10 protein-coding genes are annotated in these 13,843 nt (G+C 66.1%); 2 read left to right on the forward strand and 8 right to left on the reverse strand.

What is annotated here, in order from left to right; translation table 11 throughout:
- Positions 1 to 53: 53 nt before the first annotated feature.
- The 7 genes from J8G26_RS04815 to apbC all read right to left on the reverse strand — a co-directional run bounded on the left by J8G26_RS04815 (position 54) and on the right by apbC (position 10,077).
- On the reverse strand, positions 54 to 686 hold the full coding sequence (locus J8G26_RS04815; RefSeq protein ID WP_210568140.1) for a molecular chaperone TorD family protein: 633 nt from the start codon (positions 684 to 686) through the stop codon (positions 54 to 56).
- Positions 683 to 2,752, reverse strand: a complete 2,070-nt coding sequence (locus tag J8G26_RS04820; RefSeq protein WP_210568141.1) for a 4Fe-4S binding protein — start codon at positions 2,750 to 2,752, stop codon at positions 683 to 685. Before J8G26_RS04820 ends, J8G26_RS04815 begins: the two co-directional genes overlap by 4 nt.
- Positions 2,712 to 3,443: a DUF3306 domain-containing protein gene (locus J8G26_RS04825; protein WP_210568142.1), complete on the reverse strand. Its 732-nt coding sequence runs from the start codon at positions 3,441 to 3,443 to the stop codon at positions 2,712 to 2,714. The genes J8G26_RS04820 and J8G26_RS04825 overlap by 41 nt, the downstream gene beginning before the upstream one ends.
- Positions 3,436 to 3,993, reverse strand: a complete 558-nt coding sequence (locus J8G26_RS04830; RefSeq protein WP_087747239.1) for a DUF3305 domain-containing protein — start codon at positions 3,991 to 3,993, stop codon at positions 3,436 to 3,438. The genes J8G26_RS04825 and J8G26_RS04830 overlap by 8 nt, the downstream gene beginning before the upstream one ends.
- An 83-nt stretch (positions 3,994 to 4,076) precedes the next feature.
- Positions 4,077 to 6,971, reverse strand: coding sequence for a formate dehydrogenase subunit alpha (fdhF, locus tag J8G26_RS04835; protein WP_210568143.1), 2,895 nt, complete (start codon positions 6,969 to 6,971; stop codon positions 4,077 to 4,079).
- Positions 6,968 to 8,866 carry an NADH-ubiquinone oxidoreductase-F iron-sulfur binding region domain-containing protein gene (locus J8G26_RS04840; protein ID WP_210568144.1) on the reverse strand — a complete coding sequence of 633 codons (1,899 nt, stop codon included), beginning with the start codon at positions 8,864 to 8,866 and terminating at the stop codon, positions 6,968 to 6,970. The genes fdhF and J8G26_RS04840 overlap by 4 nt, the downstream gene beginning before the upstream one ends.
- 119 nt (positions 8,867 to 8,985) lie before the next feature.
- On the reverse strand, positions 8,986 to 10,077 hold the full coding sequence (gene apbC / locus J8G26_RS04845; protein WP_210568145.1) for an iron-sulfur cluster carrier protein ApbC: 1,092 nt from the start codon (positions 10,075 to 10,077) through the stop codon (positions 8,986 to 8,988).
- Positions 10,078 to 10,197: 120 nt separating this feature from the next.
- Here apbC and J8G26_RS04850 point away from each other — a divergent pair, with 120 nt between their 5' ends.
- Together J8G26_RS04850 and metG are read left to right on the forward strand one after the other, a co-directional pair.
- Entirely contained in the window at positions 10,198 to 10,776 is a 579-nt protein-coding gene (locus J8G26_RS04850; RefSeq protein ID WP_349238303.1) for a restriction endonuclease, read from the forward strand.
- 82 nt (positions 10,777 to 10,858) lie between these two features.
- Positions 10,859 to 12,964, forward strand: coding sequence for a methionine--tRNA ligase (gene metG / locus J8G26_RS04855; RefSeq protein WP_210568146.1), 2,106 nt, complete (start codon positions 10,859 to 10,861; stop codon positions 12,962 to 12,964).
- Between the two features lie 82 nt (positions 12,965 to 13,046).
- Here the strand turns inward: metG and J8G26_RS04860 are convergent, their stop codons facing one another.
- Positions 13,047 to 13,667 (reverse strand): YitT family protein, encoded by a 621-nt coding sequence (locus J8G26_RS04860; protein WP_232476407.1) that lies wholly within the window; start codon positions 13,665 to 13,667, stop codon positions 13,047 to 13,049.
- Positions 13,668 to 13,843 lie beyond the last annotated feature (176 nt).

The following is a 13,843-nucleotide window of genomic DNA, read 5'->3' on the forward strand; positions in this document are numbered from 1 at the left end:
AAAGCGCTCATCTTTTGGAACACGCGGATCAGGGTTAATGCTGACCCACAGGCTCACTCCATCATGTCGAAGCCCTGGGTTTCTACCGACACAAAAGCCCGCGTAAACTGGGCCACAGCGGCATAAAACCGGGCCTGCGGCTGAGCCGCAAGGGCATCACACAACAGCAATACCCAGGGCTGTAGATGCGTTGCAAAAAAATCGCGCTGCGCCGTCAGGTTACAGACAGCGACGTCATCACCCGCGATCAGGTAGCGCATCACTTCGCACAAGTAGGCGACGTGGTCCTCGGTCTCGGACATGGCCTCGTCGCGTGCCAACCCCAGCCTATCCAGGTCGGTGCGCAGGCGGGCGAGCGGCTTCTCATTGAGGAAACCGCTCAGGTAATGCGAGCCGTACAAAAACACCTCCGGCTTGCCCACGCCGCCAAAGAGGCGGTCGAACTCTTGCGCAATCACGCCGTCGCTCAGTTCACGGGCCGCGCCCACCAGCACCTGCCAGGGCTCTTGCAAAAAGGCACCATCGGCGGGCGCCTCGGTCACGGCCACCCGCAGGGCAGACAACAGATCGGCGCTGGGCGCGGCGTAATACAGCTGCGACAGCAGGCCATACAGCTCGGCGCGTGCGGTTTCCTCGTCGAGCGCAGAGCTGCCGCCCAGGGGGGTCAAAGTGGATGGGGCGCTCACAGGTCGGTCACTTTCGTTTCGCTTTGGGAGGAATACAGGTCGATCACACGGCAGTCGCTGCACATCTTCAGCCGCTCCAGCGCCTCGCCCTGGAACATGGGGTGGCCCGACAACTTGCCCAACATAGCCTCGATGGCCTTCACGGTGCCAAACGGCTTGCTGCAGCGCACACAGGCCCACGGCTTGGCTTCGTTGAGCACACGCAATTGCGCACGCTCGGGCGCCAGCAGCAGGCGCGGCTGCAGGGTGATGGCGTTCTCTGGGCAAGTGGTGGCGCACAGGCCACACTGCACGCAGTTCTTTTCGATGAAGCGCAGCTGCGGCAGCTGCGGGTTGTCCTGCAGCGCACTCGCCGGGCAGGCGCTCACGCAGCTCAGGCACAGGGTGCAGCGGTCTTTGTTGACCTCAATGGTGCCCAGGGGCGACCCCACTGCGGGCAAGACAATGGCCTGGGGCCGCTCGGCCACGGGCATCGGGGCCTGCTCGATGAGGTGGTCGAGCGCCATCTCCAGCGTGCTGCGTTTTTCCTGCGCCACGGCAAAGCGTGCGGCCACGGTCGGGGTCTTCTGACGGGTCTGGCCCAGGGCCTGCAAGGCGGCATCCAGCTCGGTGGGGTGCGCAGCGCGCAGCAGTTGCACATGCGTGCCGGTGTAGCCCAGGCCCCGCAAGATGGCTTGCGCCACATCCATCTGCGCCTGCAGGCCGTCGAGGTACTGCGGCGCCTCTTCGTACGTCGCCAGCACCACCACCGTCGAGGCACCGTAGGCAATGGCGCTCAGCCACAAGTCCACCCCGGTGCTGGCCGTGTGCCACAGCGCCACCGGGATCACGTTGGCAGGCACGCCCTGCGCCAGTTTGAGCTGCGCGGCGCGGCCCAGCTCTTCCACCAGTGCCTGGCCGCGCTCCTGGCTGTGCAGCAGCAGCACGGCGTCCTTGCCGCCTGCTGCGGTGTAGGTGGACAACAGGGTCTTGAGCTTGGTGCCCTGCTCTGTCGCGCTGGGGTAGGCATAGGTCAGCGCACCCGTGGGGCACACCGTGGTGCAAGCGCCGCAGCCCACACACAGGTTGGGGTTCACCTTGATTTGCTGGCGGCTCTTGTCGCTGGCAATGGCCTCGGCCGAACAGATGTCCACGCAGGCGTTGCAGCCCACGGTTTCGTTGCGGCTGTGGGCGCAGAGTTTTTGTTTGTAGACAAAAAACTTGGGTTTCTCGAACTCGCCCACCAGCTCGCGCAACTTGAGCAGCGTGCCCAGGTCGCGCCCGTCCCAGCGCAGGTAGCCCTGCGGCAGCGCGTGCTGCAAGAAAGTAGGCGTCGCCGTCGGGGAGCGCAGGTCCAGCACCAGGTCGAAGCGCTCGGTCTGTGCGATGGCGTCGCGGGTGAAGTCGATGGCACCGGCCACCTGGCAGACCTTCACGCAGGCGCGGTGCGATTGGCAGGCGGCCATGTCGATCTGGTAGTCGAGGCCAATGGCGTTTTCGGGGCAGGCGGCCACGCAGGCGTTGCAGCGCGTGCAAAGGTCCAGATCAATCGGGTTGTCCGCCGCCCATTGCAGCTCAAACGCGCCCAACCAACCGGTGAGACCCGTAATGCGACCGCCCAGCACCGGAAAGCGCCGCGCCTGCGCGCCACCGGCGTTGCCAGGGCCTTGGGCGAACAGCGTCACATCCAGCACGTCCGATACCAGGGCGGCCGCCTGCTCGGCCTGATCGAGCGGGCCGATGATGAGCAAGCGGCCGGTGCTCTTGTAGGTGACCGTGGGCACGGGCGGCGGGTCGGGCAGCCGGGCGGCCGCCAGCAGCGCGGCGATCTTGGGGCTGGCCTTGGCGGCATCGCGGCTCCAGCCACCGGTTTCGCGGATGTTCACAAACCGGATGGGCGACACCGCGCCTTCGGTCTGCTGGCCCAGGTCGCCAAACAGGCGCTGCTCCTGGGTGCAGGCCACCACCACGTCGTCGCCCGACTGGATGGCTTTTTGGAACGCCCCCGCGTCGCGCCGACACAGGGTGGAGTGAAGGGTCAGGTCTTCATGCAGTGCCTCGCCCAACGCTTTGGCGTTGAGGGGCATCGTCTGGTTGCAGTCGCAGATGAGCGTCGTGGTCATTGTCGGTATGGCTGGCTGGCGTGACCACCGCATCCTGGGCAGAGCGTGGGTGCACCTCAGGCTCGCTAGAGGGAACGCTAGGAACAGCGTTGCATACCCGGGACTGTGCCACGTCTGCGGGGCTTTGCGCCTCCGCATCATCCCGAGGCTGACTGGCCGACGGGGATATTGGTGCCTCGGGGGCCGCATCCGGCACCAAATCGCCCTGCAGACTCTGCGCAGCTAACGTGGCTTTTTTCTCTTGGTCAAAAAAGCCCAGCGCATGCGCGCTGGCCATCTTTCGCAGCATGCCTGCGGGCAGCGGGTCGGGCTGGGTGTAGTCGCCGATGTAGATGTCCAAACCATCCATCACATTGAAGTGCGGATCGGCAAACAGCTTTTTCATGGCCAGGTTGCGCACCTCGGGCGACACGGCACGGGCCACGAACGGTTTGAAGTCGGACGCGGGCGTGAGGGCCTCAGCGTCAGCCAGCGTGGGCGGCGGTGGCACCTCGGCGACGGGGGATGCAGGTGTGGCTGGCGCTGCCACAGCGGCCGCCGCCGCTGGCGCTGGGGTTGCCACCTGGGGGGCGGGCGGGGGCGGGTCTTGCACGGGATTGCCCGCCAGCACGTCCTGCTTGCGGCGCGACCAGCGGCTGAGGAATCCGTCAGCCATGGCCACCCCCTCCTCCCCCGCCACGGAGCTTCTCGGTGGACACCGAGGCCGGGTTGCCAAAGCGGTCTTGCAACGTGCGAAAGCTCTCTGGACGCTTGCGGCGCTTGGGCTCGGGCTGGTAGTGCTCGTCAACAAAGGCGCGCAGCGCCTCCACCACTTCGGGCGCAGCAGGCACCTGCTCCACGGATTCCTGCGCGTCCAGCCAGCGGCCCGCGTCGTGGTAGCTCAGGCTCACCGCCACGGGACGGGCCAGCGGGACTTCGCCCGTGCCGGTGTCGTCATCGCGGCGCCACATCACAAACCAGCAGGGGGCTGGCGAAGTGAGGTTCAGGTGGTAGCCCTCGGCATCGTCGCGGAACAGCTCCACGCGAAAGCCGGGGAACAGCCAGCGCTGCTCTCGCTCGTCTTGGATCAGCAGGCGAGGTTCGGAGCCAAAGGCGGGCTCGTGGATCACCACCTCGGCCAGCGACCACCGCCAGGGCTGCCAGCGGTTGTCGATGTGCTCACACCGCATGATCACGGCAACGTCGGTGTAGGGGCGCTCAGTCATGGGCGCAGACTTTACCCCGGCGCAGCCCCCTCAGACAGCAATGCCCGCAAAGCCCCGCAACCCGCGTGCGGATACACGGCGCGTCAGACGATTTCGCTGCCGGTGCCCTGCAACACATCCACCGCCACCGCGCAGTACTTGAACTCCGGGATCTTTCCAAAGGGGTCCAGCGCAGCATTGGTGAGCAGATTGGCTGCCGCCTCCACATACGCAAACGGCATGAACACCGTGCCGCGCGGCGTGCCGTCGTCGCGGCGCACGCGCACCTGCAGCATGCCCCGCCGTGAACGGATGCCCACCAGCGCGCCGGGCGCCACGCCCAGCCGGGCGAGTTCATCGCCATGCAGCGATGCGGTGGCCATGGGCTCGATGGCGTCCAGCACGGTGCTGCGCCGCGTCATGCTGCCGGTGTGCCAGTGCTCCAGCTGGCGGCCAGTGATGAGCACCAGCGGGTAGTCAGCGTCGGGCTTCTCGGCGGCCGGGATCACGCTGGCGGGTACCAGTTGCAGGCGGCCCGTGGGCGTCGGGAAGTTCTCGATGAAGACGATGGGCTGGCCGGGGTCGTCGGCCGTGAGGCACGGGTAGGTCACGCTGGAGTCGCGCTCCAGCCGGTCCCAGGTGATGCCCTCAATGCTGGCGTGCATGGCCTGGCGCATTTCTTCGTACACGGCGGCCACGCCCGATTCCTCGCCCGCATAGTTCCAGTCCAGGCCCATGCGCCGGGCGATCTGCTGAATGATCCACAAATCCGGCCGTGCATCACCCGGCGGGTTCAAGGCACGGCGGCCCATCTGCACCATGCGGTCGGTGTTGCTGGCGGTGCCGGTCTTCTCGGGCCAGGCGCTGGCGGGCAGCACCACGTCGGCCAGCCAGGCGGTCTCGGTCAAAAAGATGTCCTGCACCACCAGGTGCTGCAGGCTGGCCAGCGCGTGGCGCGCGTGGTTCAGGTCGGGGTCGCTCATGGCGGGGTTCTCGCCCATGATGTACATGCCGCGCACCTTGTGCGGGTCGGTGTCAGGCGCCAGGGCCTTGTGCATGATCTCGACGACCGTGTAGCCCGGCGCTTCATCGAGCTGGGTGCCCCAGAAGTCTTCAAACCACGCATGTGCCCCGGCGTTATCCACACGCTGGTAGTTAGGGAACATCATGGGGATCAGGCCCGCATCGCTCGCGCCCTGCACATTGTTCTGGCCGCGCAGCGGGTGCAGGCCCGAGCCGGGCTTGCCGATCTGGCCGGTGACGGCGCACAGCGCGATCAGGCAGCGCGCGTTGTCGGTGCCGTGCACATGCTGGCTCACGCCCATGCCCCAGAGGATCATGGAGGACTTGGCGGTGGCAAACGCCCGCGCCACCTCGCGCAGCGTCTCGGCCGGGATGCCGCACACCGGCGCCATGGCCTCGGGGCTGCAGCCCATCACGTTGGCCTTGAGGGCCTCGAAGTTGTTGGCGCGATCCTTGATGAAGGCTTCATCCACCAGGCCTTCGTCAATCACCGTATGGATCAGCGCGTTGAGCATGGCCACGTCGGTGTCGGCCTTGAACTGCAGGGTGCGCCAGGCGTGGCGGCCGATGTCGGTCACGCGCGGGTCGGCCAGCACGATTTTGGCGCCGCGCTTGGCAGCGTTCTTCATCCAGGTCGCCGCCACCGGGTGGTTGGCCGTGGGGTTGGATCCGATCACGAAGATCAGCTCGGCATGCTCCACGTCATGGACCGGGTTGCTCACCGCGCCCGAGCCCACGCCTTCAAGCAGCGCGGCCACGCTGGACGCATGGCACAGCCGCGTGCAGTGATCCACGTTGTTGCTGCCAAAGCCGGTGCGCACCAGCTTCTGGAACAGGTAGGCCTCCTCGTTGCTGCCCTTGGCCGAGCCGAAGCCCGCCAGCGCCTTGGGGCCGTGGGTGTCGCGCAGGCTTTTGAGCGTGCCCGCCGCGAGGTCGAGCGCTTCGTCCCAGGTCGCCTCGCGGAACGCCGTGCGCCAATCGGCGCCGTAGAGCATCACCTCTTTCGGCACACCGGGCTTGCGGATCAGCGGCACCGTGAGGCGGTCGGGGTGGTGGGCGTAGTCAAAGCCGAAGCGCCCTTTCACGCACAGGCGGCCGTGGTTGGCCGGGCCGTCGCGGCCTTCGACGCTGATGATTTTTTCATCGCGCACGTTGTAGGTGATGAGGCAGCCCACGCCGCAAAACGGGCAGACCGAATCCACCTTGCGGTCCACCTTTTGCGAGCCGATGTGCGTCTTGGGGCTGAGCGCGCCCGTGGGGCAGGCCTGCACGCATTCGCCGCAGGCCACGCAGGTGCTGGCCGCCATGGGGTCGTCGAGGTCGAAGACGATCTTGCTGTCGGCCCCGCGCAGCGCGTAGCCGATCACGTCGTTCACCTGTTCCTCGCGGCAGGCGCGCACGCAGCGGTTGCACTGGATGCAGGCGTCCAGGTTCACCGCCATCGCGGGGTGGCTCAGGTCAGGCGCGGGCTGCTCGCGGCGCAGGGCTTGGAGGGCCGGACGCACGGCCACACCCAGGCGATCCGCCCATTGGCTCAGTTCGCCGTGTTGGCCCACCGTTTCAGCAGTTTTTGAATCAAATTGGCCTGTAGCGCTTGATGGATAAGCGCCACAAGCTATCAATTCAGGAGTATCTGATTTGTCATCGTTCCACCGGTAGCCCACATCCGGCATGTCCGACAGCAGCATCTCCAGCACCATCTGCTGGCTTTTGCGTGCACGCGGGCTGGCGGCCTGCACCTTCATGCCTTCGGTGGGCGCGCGGCAGCAGCTGGGGGCCAGCGTGCGCTCGCCAGCGATCTCGACCACGCAGGCGCGGCAGTTGCCGTCGGGGCGAAGGCCGTCGGTGTAGCAAAGGTGCGGAATCTCCACCCCGTGGCGTTGCGCAGCTTTCAGGATGGTTTCGTCAGGGTGGGCGGTGACGGGCTGGCCGTCCAGCTCGAAGGCCACGCCGCAGGTTGGTTGCAACGCGCTCATGGCTGGGCTCCCTTCGGCAGTTGCTCGGCCAGCGGGCTGTTGCGCGGCTTGGGCAGGTCGCCCGGCCAGGGGCCCTCGCCCACTTCGTGCGCAAAGTATTTGTGGATGCAGCGGATGGGGTTGGGCGCGGCCTGGCCCAGGCCGCAGATGGACGCGTCGGCCATCACCTGCGCCAGGTCGTCGAGCAGTTCTTCATCCCATTGCGGCGCTTGCATCAGCGTGGCCGCCTTGGCCGTGCCCACGCGGCAGGGCGTGCACTGGCCGCAGCTTTCGTGTTCAAAAAAGCGCATCACGTTCAGCGCCGCATCGCGCGCACTATCGTGCTGGCTGAGCACGATGACGGCGGCCGAGCCGATGAAGCAGCCGTAGGGCTGCAGCGTGTCGAAGTCGAGCTGGATGTGGCTCAGGCTCGCGGGCAGGATGCCACCCGACGCACCACCGGGCAGGTAGGCATAGAGCTGGTGGCCGTCCAGCATGCCGCCGCAGTATTCGTCGATGAGCTCCTGCACCGTGATGCCCGCGGGCGCGAGCTTGACGCCCGGGTGCTTCACGCGGCCGCTCACGCTGAAAGACCGCAGCCCCTTGCGGCCGTGGCGGCCAAAGCTGGCGAACCACGCGGGCCCGCGCTCCACAATGTCGCGCACCCAGTACAGCGTCTCGAAGTTGTGCTCCAGCGTGGGCCGGCCGAACAGGCCCACCTGGGCGATGTAAGGCGGGCGCATGCGCGGCTCGCCCCGCTTGCCCTCGATGCTCTCGATCATGGCCGACTCTTCGCCGCAGATGTAGGCGCCCGCGCCCCGGCGCAGCTCGATGTGCGGCAGGGGGCATGGGGGCTGGGCATGCAGGTCGTCCAGCGCCTTTTGCAGCAGCGCACGGCAGCCGTGGTATTCGTCGCGCAGGTAGATGTAGGCCGCCTCGGTGCCCACCACCTGGGCGGCGATGAGCACGCCTTCCAGAAAGCGGTGCGGGTCGCGCTCCAGATACGTGCGATCTTTGAACGTGCCGGGCTCGCCTTCGTCGATATTGACCGCCATCAGGCGTGGCGCGGGTTGGTCCCGAACAATGCGCCACTTGCGTCCCGCCGGAAAGCCCGCGCCCCCCAGGCCGCGCAGGCCCGAATCCTCCATGGCCGCAAGCACGGCCTCGGCATCCCGCTCGCCGTTGACCAGCGCGGCGGCCAGCTGGTAGCCACCGTGGGCGCGATAGGTGGCCAGGTCGGTGTGGGCAGGACTGACGGAGTCCGGCTGCGCAGGCACGCTTTGCTCGGCCAGCGCTGCAATATCAAAATTGATAGCTGCCAGCGCTGGTGGATGAAGCGCCAGAGCCCGATTTGGCTTCAAACTGACCGCTTCCAACACCGCATCCACGGTAGCGTGCGGCACCGGGCACTGGTGCACCGCGGCCACCGGCGCCTGCTCGCAGCGGCCCACGCAGGGCACGGCCACCACCTGCACGTCGCCCTGCCCGGCCGCAAGCAGGCGCTCGGGCAGCGCGGCCAGCAGCTCGCGGGCGCCCGCGATGCTGCAGCTCAGGCTGTCGCACACCCGCAGCACCAGACGGGGCGCCTGGGCATCCTCGCCGCGCACGATCTCAAAGTGGTGGTAGAAGCTGGCCACCTCATACACCTCGGCCATGGGCAGGTTCATCTGCTTGGCCAGCGCCACCAGGTGCCGGTCGTGCAGCACGCCGAAGCGGTCGTTCAGGCGGTGCAGGTATTCAATGAGCAGGTCGCGCCAAAAGCCGGTGGCCGGGCGCGGGCCCAGCAGCCGCGCCACATCGGCCATGGCAGCGTCTTCGGGCTGGCGGCCCTTGAGGCGGCTTTTGCGGCGGATGCGCTCGCGCATGTCGTCCGGTGTGCCCAGGGGCACGGCGGCGGTTGGCGGGGTGGTTTTCATCGGGCCGTCATACAGGAAGAGATCAAGCGCAGGCAGTGTGGCCGTTGCCCGCTATGGCGTCAATGCCGCAGTCCCACCGCCCAGGACAGCCCGCGCCGCCGGGCGCGGGCCCTATCGCATCAAGTGTTCTTGCTGACCGAGATGGTGGGAAACTTGCTGGAAAAATCCTTGGCCTGCTGGGCGATCTTCACCGCCACATCGCGCGCCACCTTCTTGTAAATCTGGGCGACCTCGCCATCGGGGTCAGCCACCACGGTGGGCTTGCCGCTGTCGGCCTGCAGGCGGATGCTCATGTTCAGCGGCAGCGCGCCCAGGTAGTCCATGCCGTATTCGGCCGCCATCTTCTTGCCGCCGTCGGCGCCAAAGATGTGCTCCACATGGCCACAGTTGCTGCACACGTGGGCGGCCATGTTCTCGACGATGCCCAGGATGGGCACGCCCACCTTTTCGAACATCTTGATGCCCTTTTTGGCATCCAGCAGGGCGATGTCTTGCGGGGTGGTCACGATCACCGCGCCGGTCATGGGCACGCGCTGGGAGAGCGTGAGCTGGATGTCGCCGGTGCCGGGCGGCATGTCGATGATGAGGTAGTCCAGGTCTTTCCAGTTGGTCTGGCGCAGCAGCTGCTCCAGCGCCTGGGTGGCCATGGGGCCGCGCCAGATCATGGCTTCGTCCTGGTCCACCAAAAAGCCGATGGACATGACCTGCACGCCATAGTTTTCGAGCGGCTCCATGGTCTTGCCGTCTTCGCTTTCGGGGCGGCGGTTGATGCCCAGCATCATGGGCTGGCTGGGGCCGTAGATGTCGGCGTCCAGCACGCCCACGCTGGCGCCCTCGGCGGCCAGCGCCAGCGCCAGGTTGGCGGCGGTGGTGCTTTTGCCCACGCCGCCCTTGCCCGAGGCCACGGCGATGATGTTCTTGACCTGCGGCAGCAATTGCACGCCGCGCTGCACGGCATGCGCCACCACCTTGGTGGTGATGTTGACCGACACGTTCTCCACCCCGGCAACGCCCTTGGCGGCGGCCACCAGGCTGCGGCGCAGCTCGGGCACCAGGCTCTTGGCAGGGTAGCCCAGCTCCACATCAAAGGCCACGTCGCCGCCAGTGATCTGCACATTGCGCAGCGCGCGGGTGCTGACGAAATCCTGGCCGGTATGGGGGTCCAGCACGCTGGAAAGTGCGGCCAAGAGGCCCTGTTCGGTGACTGACATTCAAATAACTCCTGTGGGGCCGGTAGTCTATCCAAGCGCTGTTCCCCCGGTGTCTGAAGGACAATGCGCACGCTTTGCCTCCTGGCGCAACCGCCGCCGCCCCGAACGAAAAGGACCCCCGTGAAATTCAAGATGGCCGAGAAATCCCTGTTTGCCGTGCTGCTGCGCTCGCCGTGGTGGATCAGCTTTGTGGTGGTGGCCCTCATCACGCTGGCATCGGGCGCGCTGCTGCCCAAGGAATATTTCGTGGTCGGTGCGCTGGCCGGTTTCCCCATCTTCGTGGTGGGCTGCATGGCCGCCTGGAGGCAGCTGCGCGCACCCAATTCCGCCAAAGTGATCGAGATGCTCGGCGCTGCGACCACCATGCCCTGGCGTGACTTTGCCAACACGCTGGCAGCCGCCTGGACGCACGCGGGCTACACCGTAGAACGCATTCCTGGCAACGGTGCCGCCGATTTCTGCCTGACCCGGAGCGGCAGCACCACACTGGCCAGCGCCCGCCGCTGGAAAGCCGCCACCCATGGCGTGGAGCCGCTGCGCGAGCTGCGCGCCGCCATGAACCAGCGCGGGGCGGCCACGGGCTTGTATGTGCTGGCCCAGGGCAGCCTCAGCGACAACGCCCGGCTGTATGCGCGCGACCACGGCATCACCCTCGTGCAGGACGACGCCCTGGCCGCCCTGCTGCTTGCCAAGCCCTGAGGCTGAGACCGCTGACGCAGCGCCGGCAAAAGCGGCCCCGCAGCGCCTAAAATCGCGGGTTCCGCCCAAGAAAGTCGCTTTCATGCCGTCCGCACGCAAACTTTTTGTCACCACCGCCCTGCCGTATGCCAATGGCAACTTCCACATCGGCCACATCATGGAATACATCCAGGCCGACATCTGGGTGCGCACGCAGCGGCTGCTGGGCAACGCGGTGAATTTTGTCGGTGCCGACGACACGCACGGCGCGCCCATCATGATCGCCGCCGAAAAAGCCGGCAAAACGCCCCAGCAGTTCGTGGCCGACATCGCCGCCGGGCGCAAGCAGTACCTCGACGGCTTTCACATCAAATTCGACAACTGGCACAGCACCGACGCGCCAGAAAACCACCAGCTGGCGCAAGACATCTACCGCGACCTCAAGGCCAACGGCCTGATCGAGACGCGCACCATCGAGCAGTTCTTCGACCCCGAGAAGGCCATGTTCCTGCCGGATCGCTTCATCAAAGGCGAATGCCCCAAGTGCCATGCCAAGGACCAGTACGGCGACAACTGCGAGGTCTGCGGCGCCGTGTATGCACCCACCGACCTCATCAACCCCTACTCGGCGCTGTCGGGCGCCAAGCCGGTGCTCAAAAGCTCCGAGCATTTCTTCTTCAAGCTGTCGGACCCGCGCTGCGTGGCATTTTTGGAAGACTGGACGCAAAACGGCCGCCTGCAGCCCGAGGTGGCCAACAAGGTGCGCGAATGGTTCAGCGTGCGCACCAACCCCGACGGCACGACCAGCGAAGGCCTGGGCGACTGGGACATCTCGCGCGATGCGCCCTACTTCGGCATCGAAATTCCTGATGCGCCAGGCAAATACTTTTATGTGTGGCTCGACGCGCCCATCGGCTACCTGGCCTCGCTGAAGAACCTGCTCGAAAAGCGCGGCGAAGATTACGACGCCTACATGGCCGACCCGGCGCTGGAGCAGTACCACTTCATCGGCAAGGACATCGTCACCTTCCACACCCTGTTCTGGCCGGCCACGCTGAAATTCAGCGGCCGCAAGGTGCCCGACTCGGTGTTCGTGCACGGCTTTTTGACGGTGAACAACGGCGAGAAGATGAGCAAGAGCCGGGGCACGGGCCTGGACCCGCTCAAGTACCTGGGCCTGGGCATGAACGCCGAGTGGCTGCGCTACTACCTGGCTACCAAGCTGAGCAGCCGTAACGAGGACATCGACTTCAACGCCGACGACTTCATGGCCCGCGTCAACAGCGACCTGATCGGCAAGTACATCAACATAGCCTCGCGCGCGGCCGGCTTTATCGCCAAGCGCTTTGGCGGCCAGCTCGGCGAGGTGTCGGCCGACGGCGACGCGTTGCTGGACCACCTGCGCACCGTGGCGCCGTCCATCATCGAGCTGCTGGCCGAACGCGAATACGGCAAGGCCCTGCGCGAAACCATGCTGCTGACCGACCGCGTGAACGCCTACGTGGACCAGAACAAGCCCTGGGAGCTGGCCAAGCAGGACGGCATGGAAGGCCGCCTGCAAGACGTGTGCACCACCTGCATCGAGGCCTTTCGCCTGCTCACCATCCTGCTCAAGCCCGTGCTGCCAGCGCTCGCCGCGCAGGTCGAGGCTTTCCTGAAAGTGCAGTCATTCACCTTCGCCGACGCCACCACCATGCTCGGCAAGGGCCATGTGATCGGCGAATACAAGCACCTGATGCAGCGCGTGGATGCCAAACAGCTTGAAGCATTGTTTGAGGCCCCAGCGCAGGCAGCACCTGCGCAAGCAGCTACAGAAAGCGTAGCACCCGGCGGCGAGGAACTGGCCCCCACCATCACCATCGACGACTTCACCAAGATCGACCTGCGCATCGCGCTGATCGTCAACTGCGAGGCCGTGGAGGGCTCGACCAAGCTGCTGCGCCTGACGCTGGATGTGGGCGAGGGCACGGACACGCAGGGGAATCCCATCACCCGCAACGTGTTCAGCGGCATCGCCAGCGCCTACCAGCCCGCCGACCTGATCGGCAAGCACACCGTGATGGTGGCCAACCTGGCGCCGCGCAAGATGAAGTTTGGCGTGAGCGAAGGCATGGTGCTGGCCGCCAGCCATGGCGACGAGAAGGCCAACCCCGGCATCTACGTGCTCAACCCCTGGCCGGGCGCCACACCCGGCATGCGCGTACGCTGAACGGTGCCGTGCGTGCGCCCCCACGCAAAGGCCCTTCGGGGCCTTTTTTGTTGGCCGGCGCAGACGTCGACAACCCGCCCGATCACTCTGCCGTATAGCGCCCCGGCCGGTGGCTGATCCACAAGAAGCCGCTCATCACCAGCACCGCCAGCACCGAATACGCCACGCGCTCCACCGGCACGATGAACAGCGCCAGCAGCACCACGGTGCCGTCGATCATCATCTGCACCTTGCCGGCACGCATGCCGTAGCGGCTTTGCAGGTACAGCGACACCACCGTGGCCCCGCCCAGGCTGGAGCGGTGCCGCGCCAGGAACAGGCAGCCCGTGCCCAGCAGCAACCCGCCGAGCAGCGAAGCGAACAGCGGGTTCAGGTAGTCCACATGCATCACATGCGGGAACAGCTCGGTCAGCACCGACAGCAGGGCCACGCAGACAAAAGTCTTGATCGTGAACTCGCGCCCCATGCGCGTCCAGGCGAACCAGTAAAAGGGCAGGTTCACCACAAAAAACAGTTTGCCGAACGAGATGCCCGTCACGTAATGCAGCAAAAACGCCACGCCCGCCGTGCCGCCCACCAGCAGGCCGGCCTGGTTGAACAGCATGAGCGCCATGGCGACAAACAGCGTGCCGGCAAACAGTGCCTGCACATCTTCAAACGTGCCGTGGCGCAGGGAGGATGGCGGTGCGGAGGCGTCAGGCATGGGTGGATTCATGGAATGGAGGCTAGCAAGCAACGCGCCAGACGGCGTGGCGGCTGACCGCCGCGCCCACGGCGCCCGCTGCACGATTTTCAATCATATCGGCCTGCAGCGCCTATCTATAAAGCGCCATAAGCTATTAAATAAATAGCAACAGAATGAACAGCAGCTAACCGGGA

Origin of the sequence: Acidovorax sp. JG5, assembly GCF_017939685.1 — a bacterium.
Classification (GTDB): Bacteria; Pseudomonadota; Gammaproteobacteria; order Burkholderiales; family Burkholderiaceae_C; genus Acidovorax.

What these genes read in the sequence shown, in the direction of transcription:
- J8G26_RS04820 (WP_210568141.1), bottom strand. Translation starts at nt 2,752, where the DNA reads ATGCCCCTCAACGCCAAAGCGTTGGGCGAGGCACTGCATGAAGACCTG.
- J8G26_RS04825 (WP_210568142.1), bottom strand. Translation starts at nt 3,443, where the DNA reads ATGGCTGACGGATTCCTCAGCCGCTGGTCGCGCCGCAAGCAGGACGTG.
- J8G26_RS04830 (WP_087747239.1), bottom strand. Translation starts at nt 3,993, where the DNA reads ATGACTGAGCGCCCCTACACCGACGTTGCCGTGATCATGCGGTGTGAG.
- fdhF (WP_210568143.1), bottom strand. Translation starts at nt 6,971, where the DNA reads ATGAGCGCGTTGCAACCAACCTGCGGCGTGGCCTTCGAGCTGGACGGC.
- J8G26_RS04840 (WP_210568144.1), bottom strand. Translation starts at nt 8,866, where the DNA reads ATGAAAACCACCCCGCCAACCGCCGCCGTGCCCCTGGGCACACCGGAC.
- apbC (WP_210568145.1), bottom strand. Translation starts at nt 10,077, where the DNA reads ATGTCAGTCACCGAACAGGGCCTCTTGGCCGCACTTTCCAGCGTGCTG.
- metG (WP_210568146.1), top strand. Translation starts at nt 10,859, where the DNA reads ATGCCGTCCGCACGCAAACTTTTTGTCACCACCGCCCTGCCGTATGCC.
- J8G26_RS04860 (WP_232476407.1), bottom strand. Translation starts at nt 13,667, where the DNA reads ATGCCTGACGCCTCCGCACCGCCATCCTCCCTGCGCCACGGCACGTTT.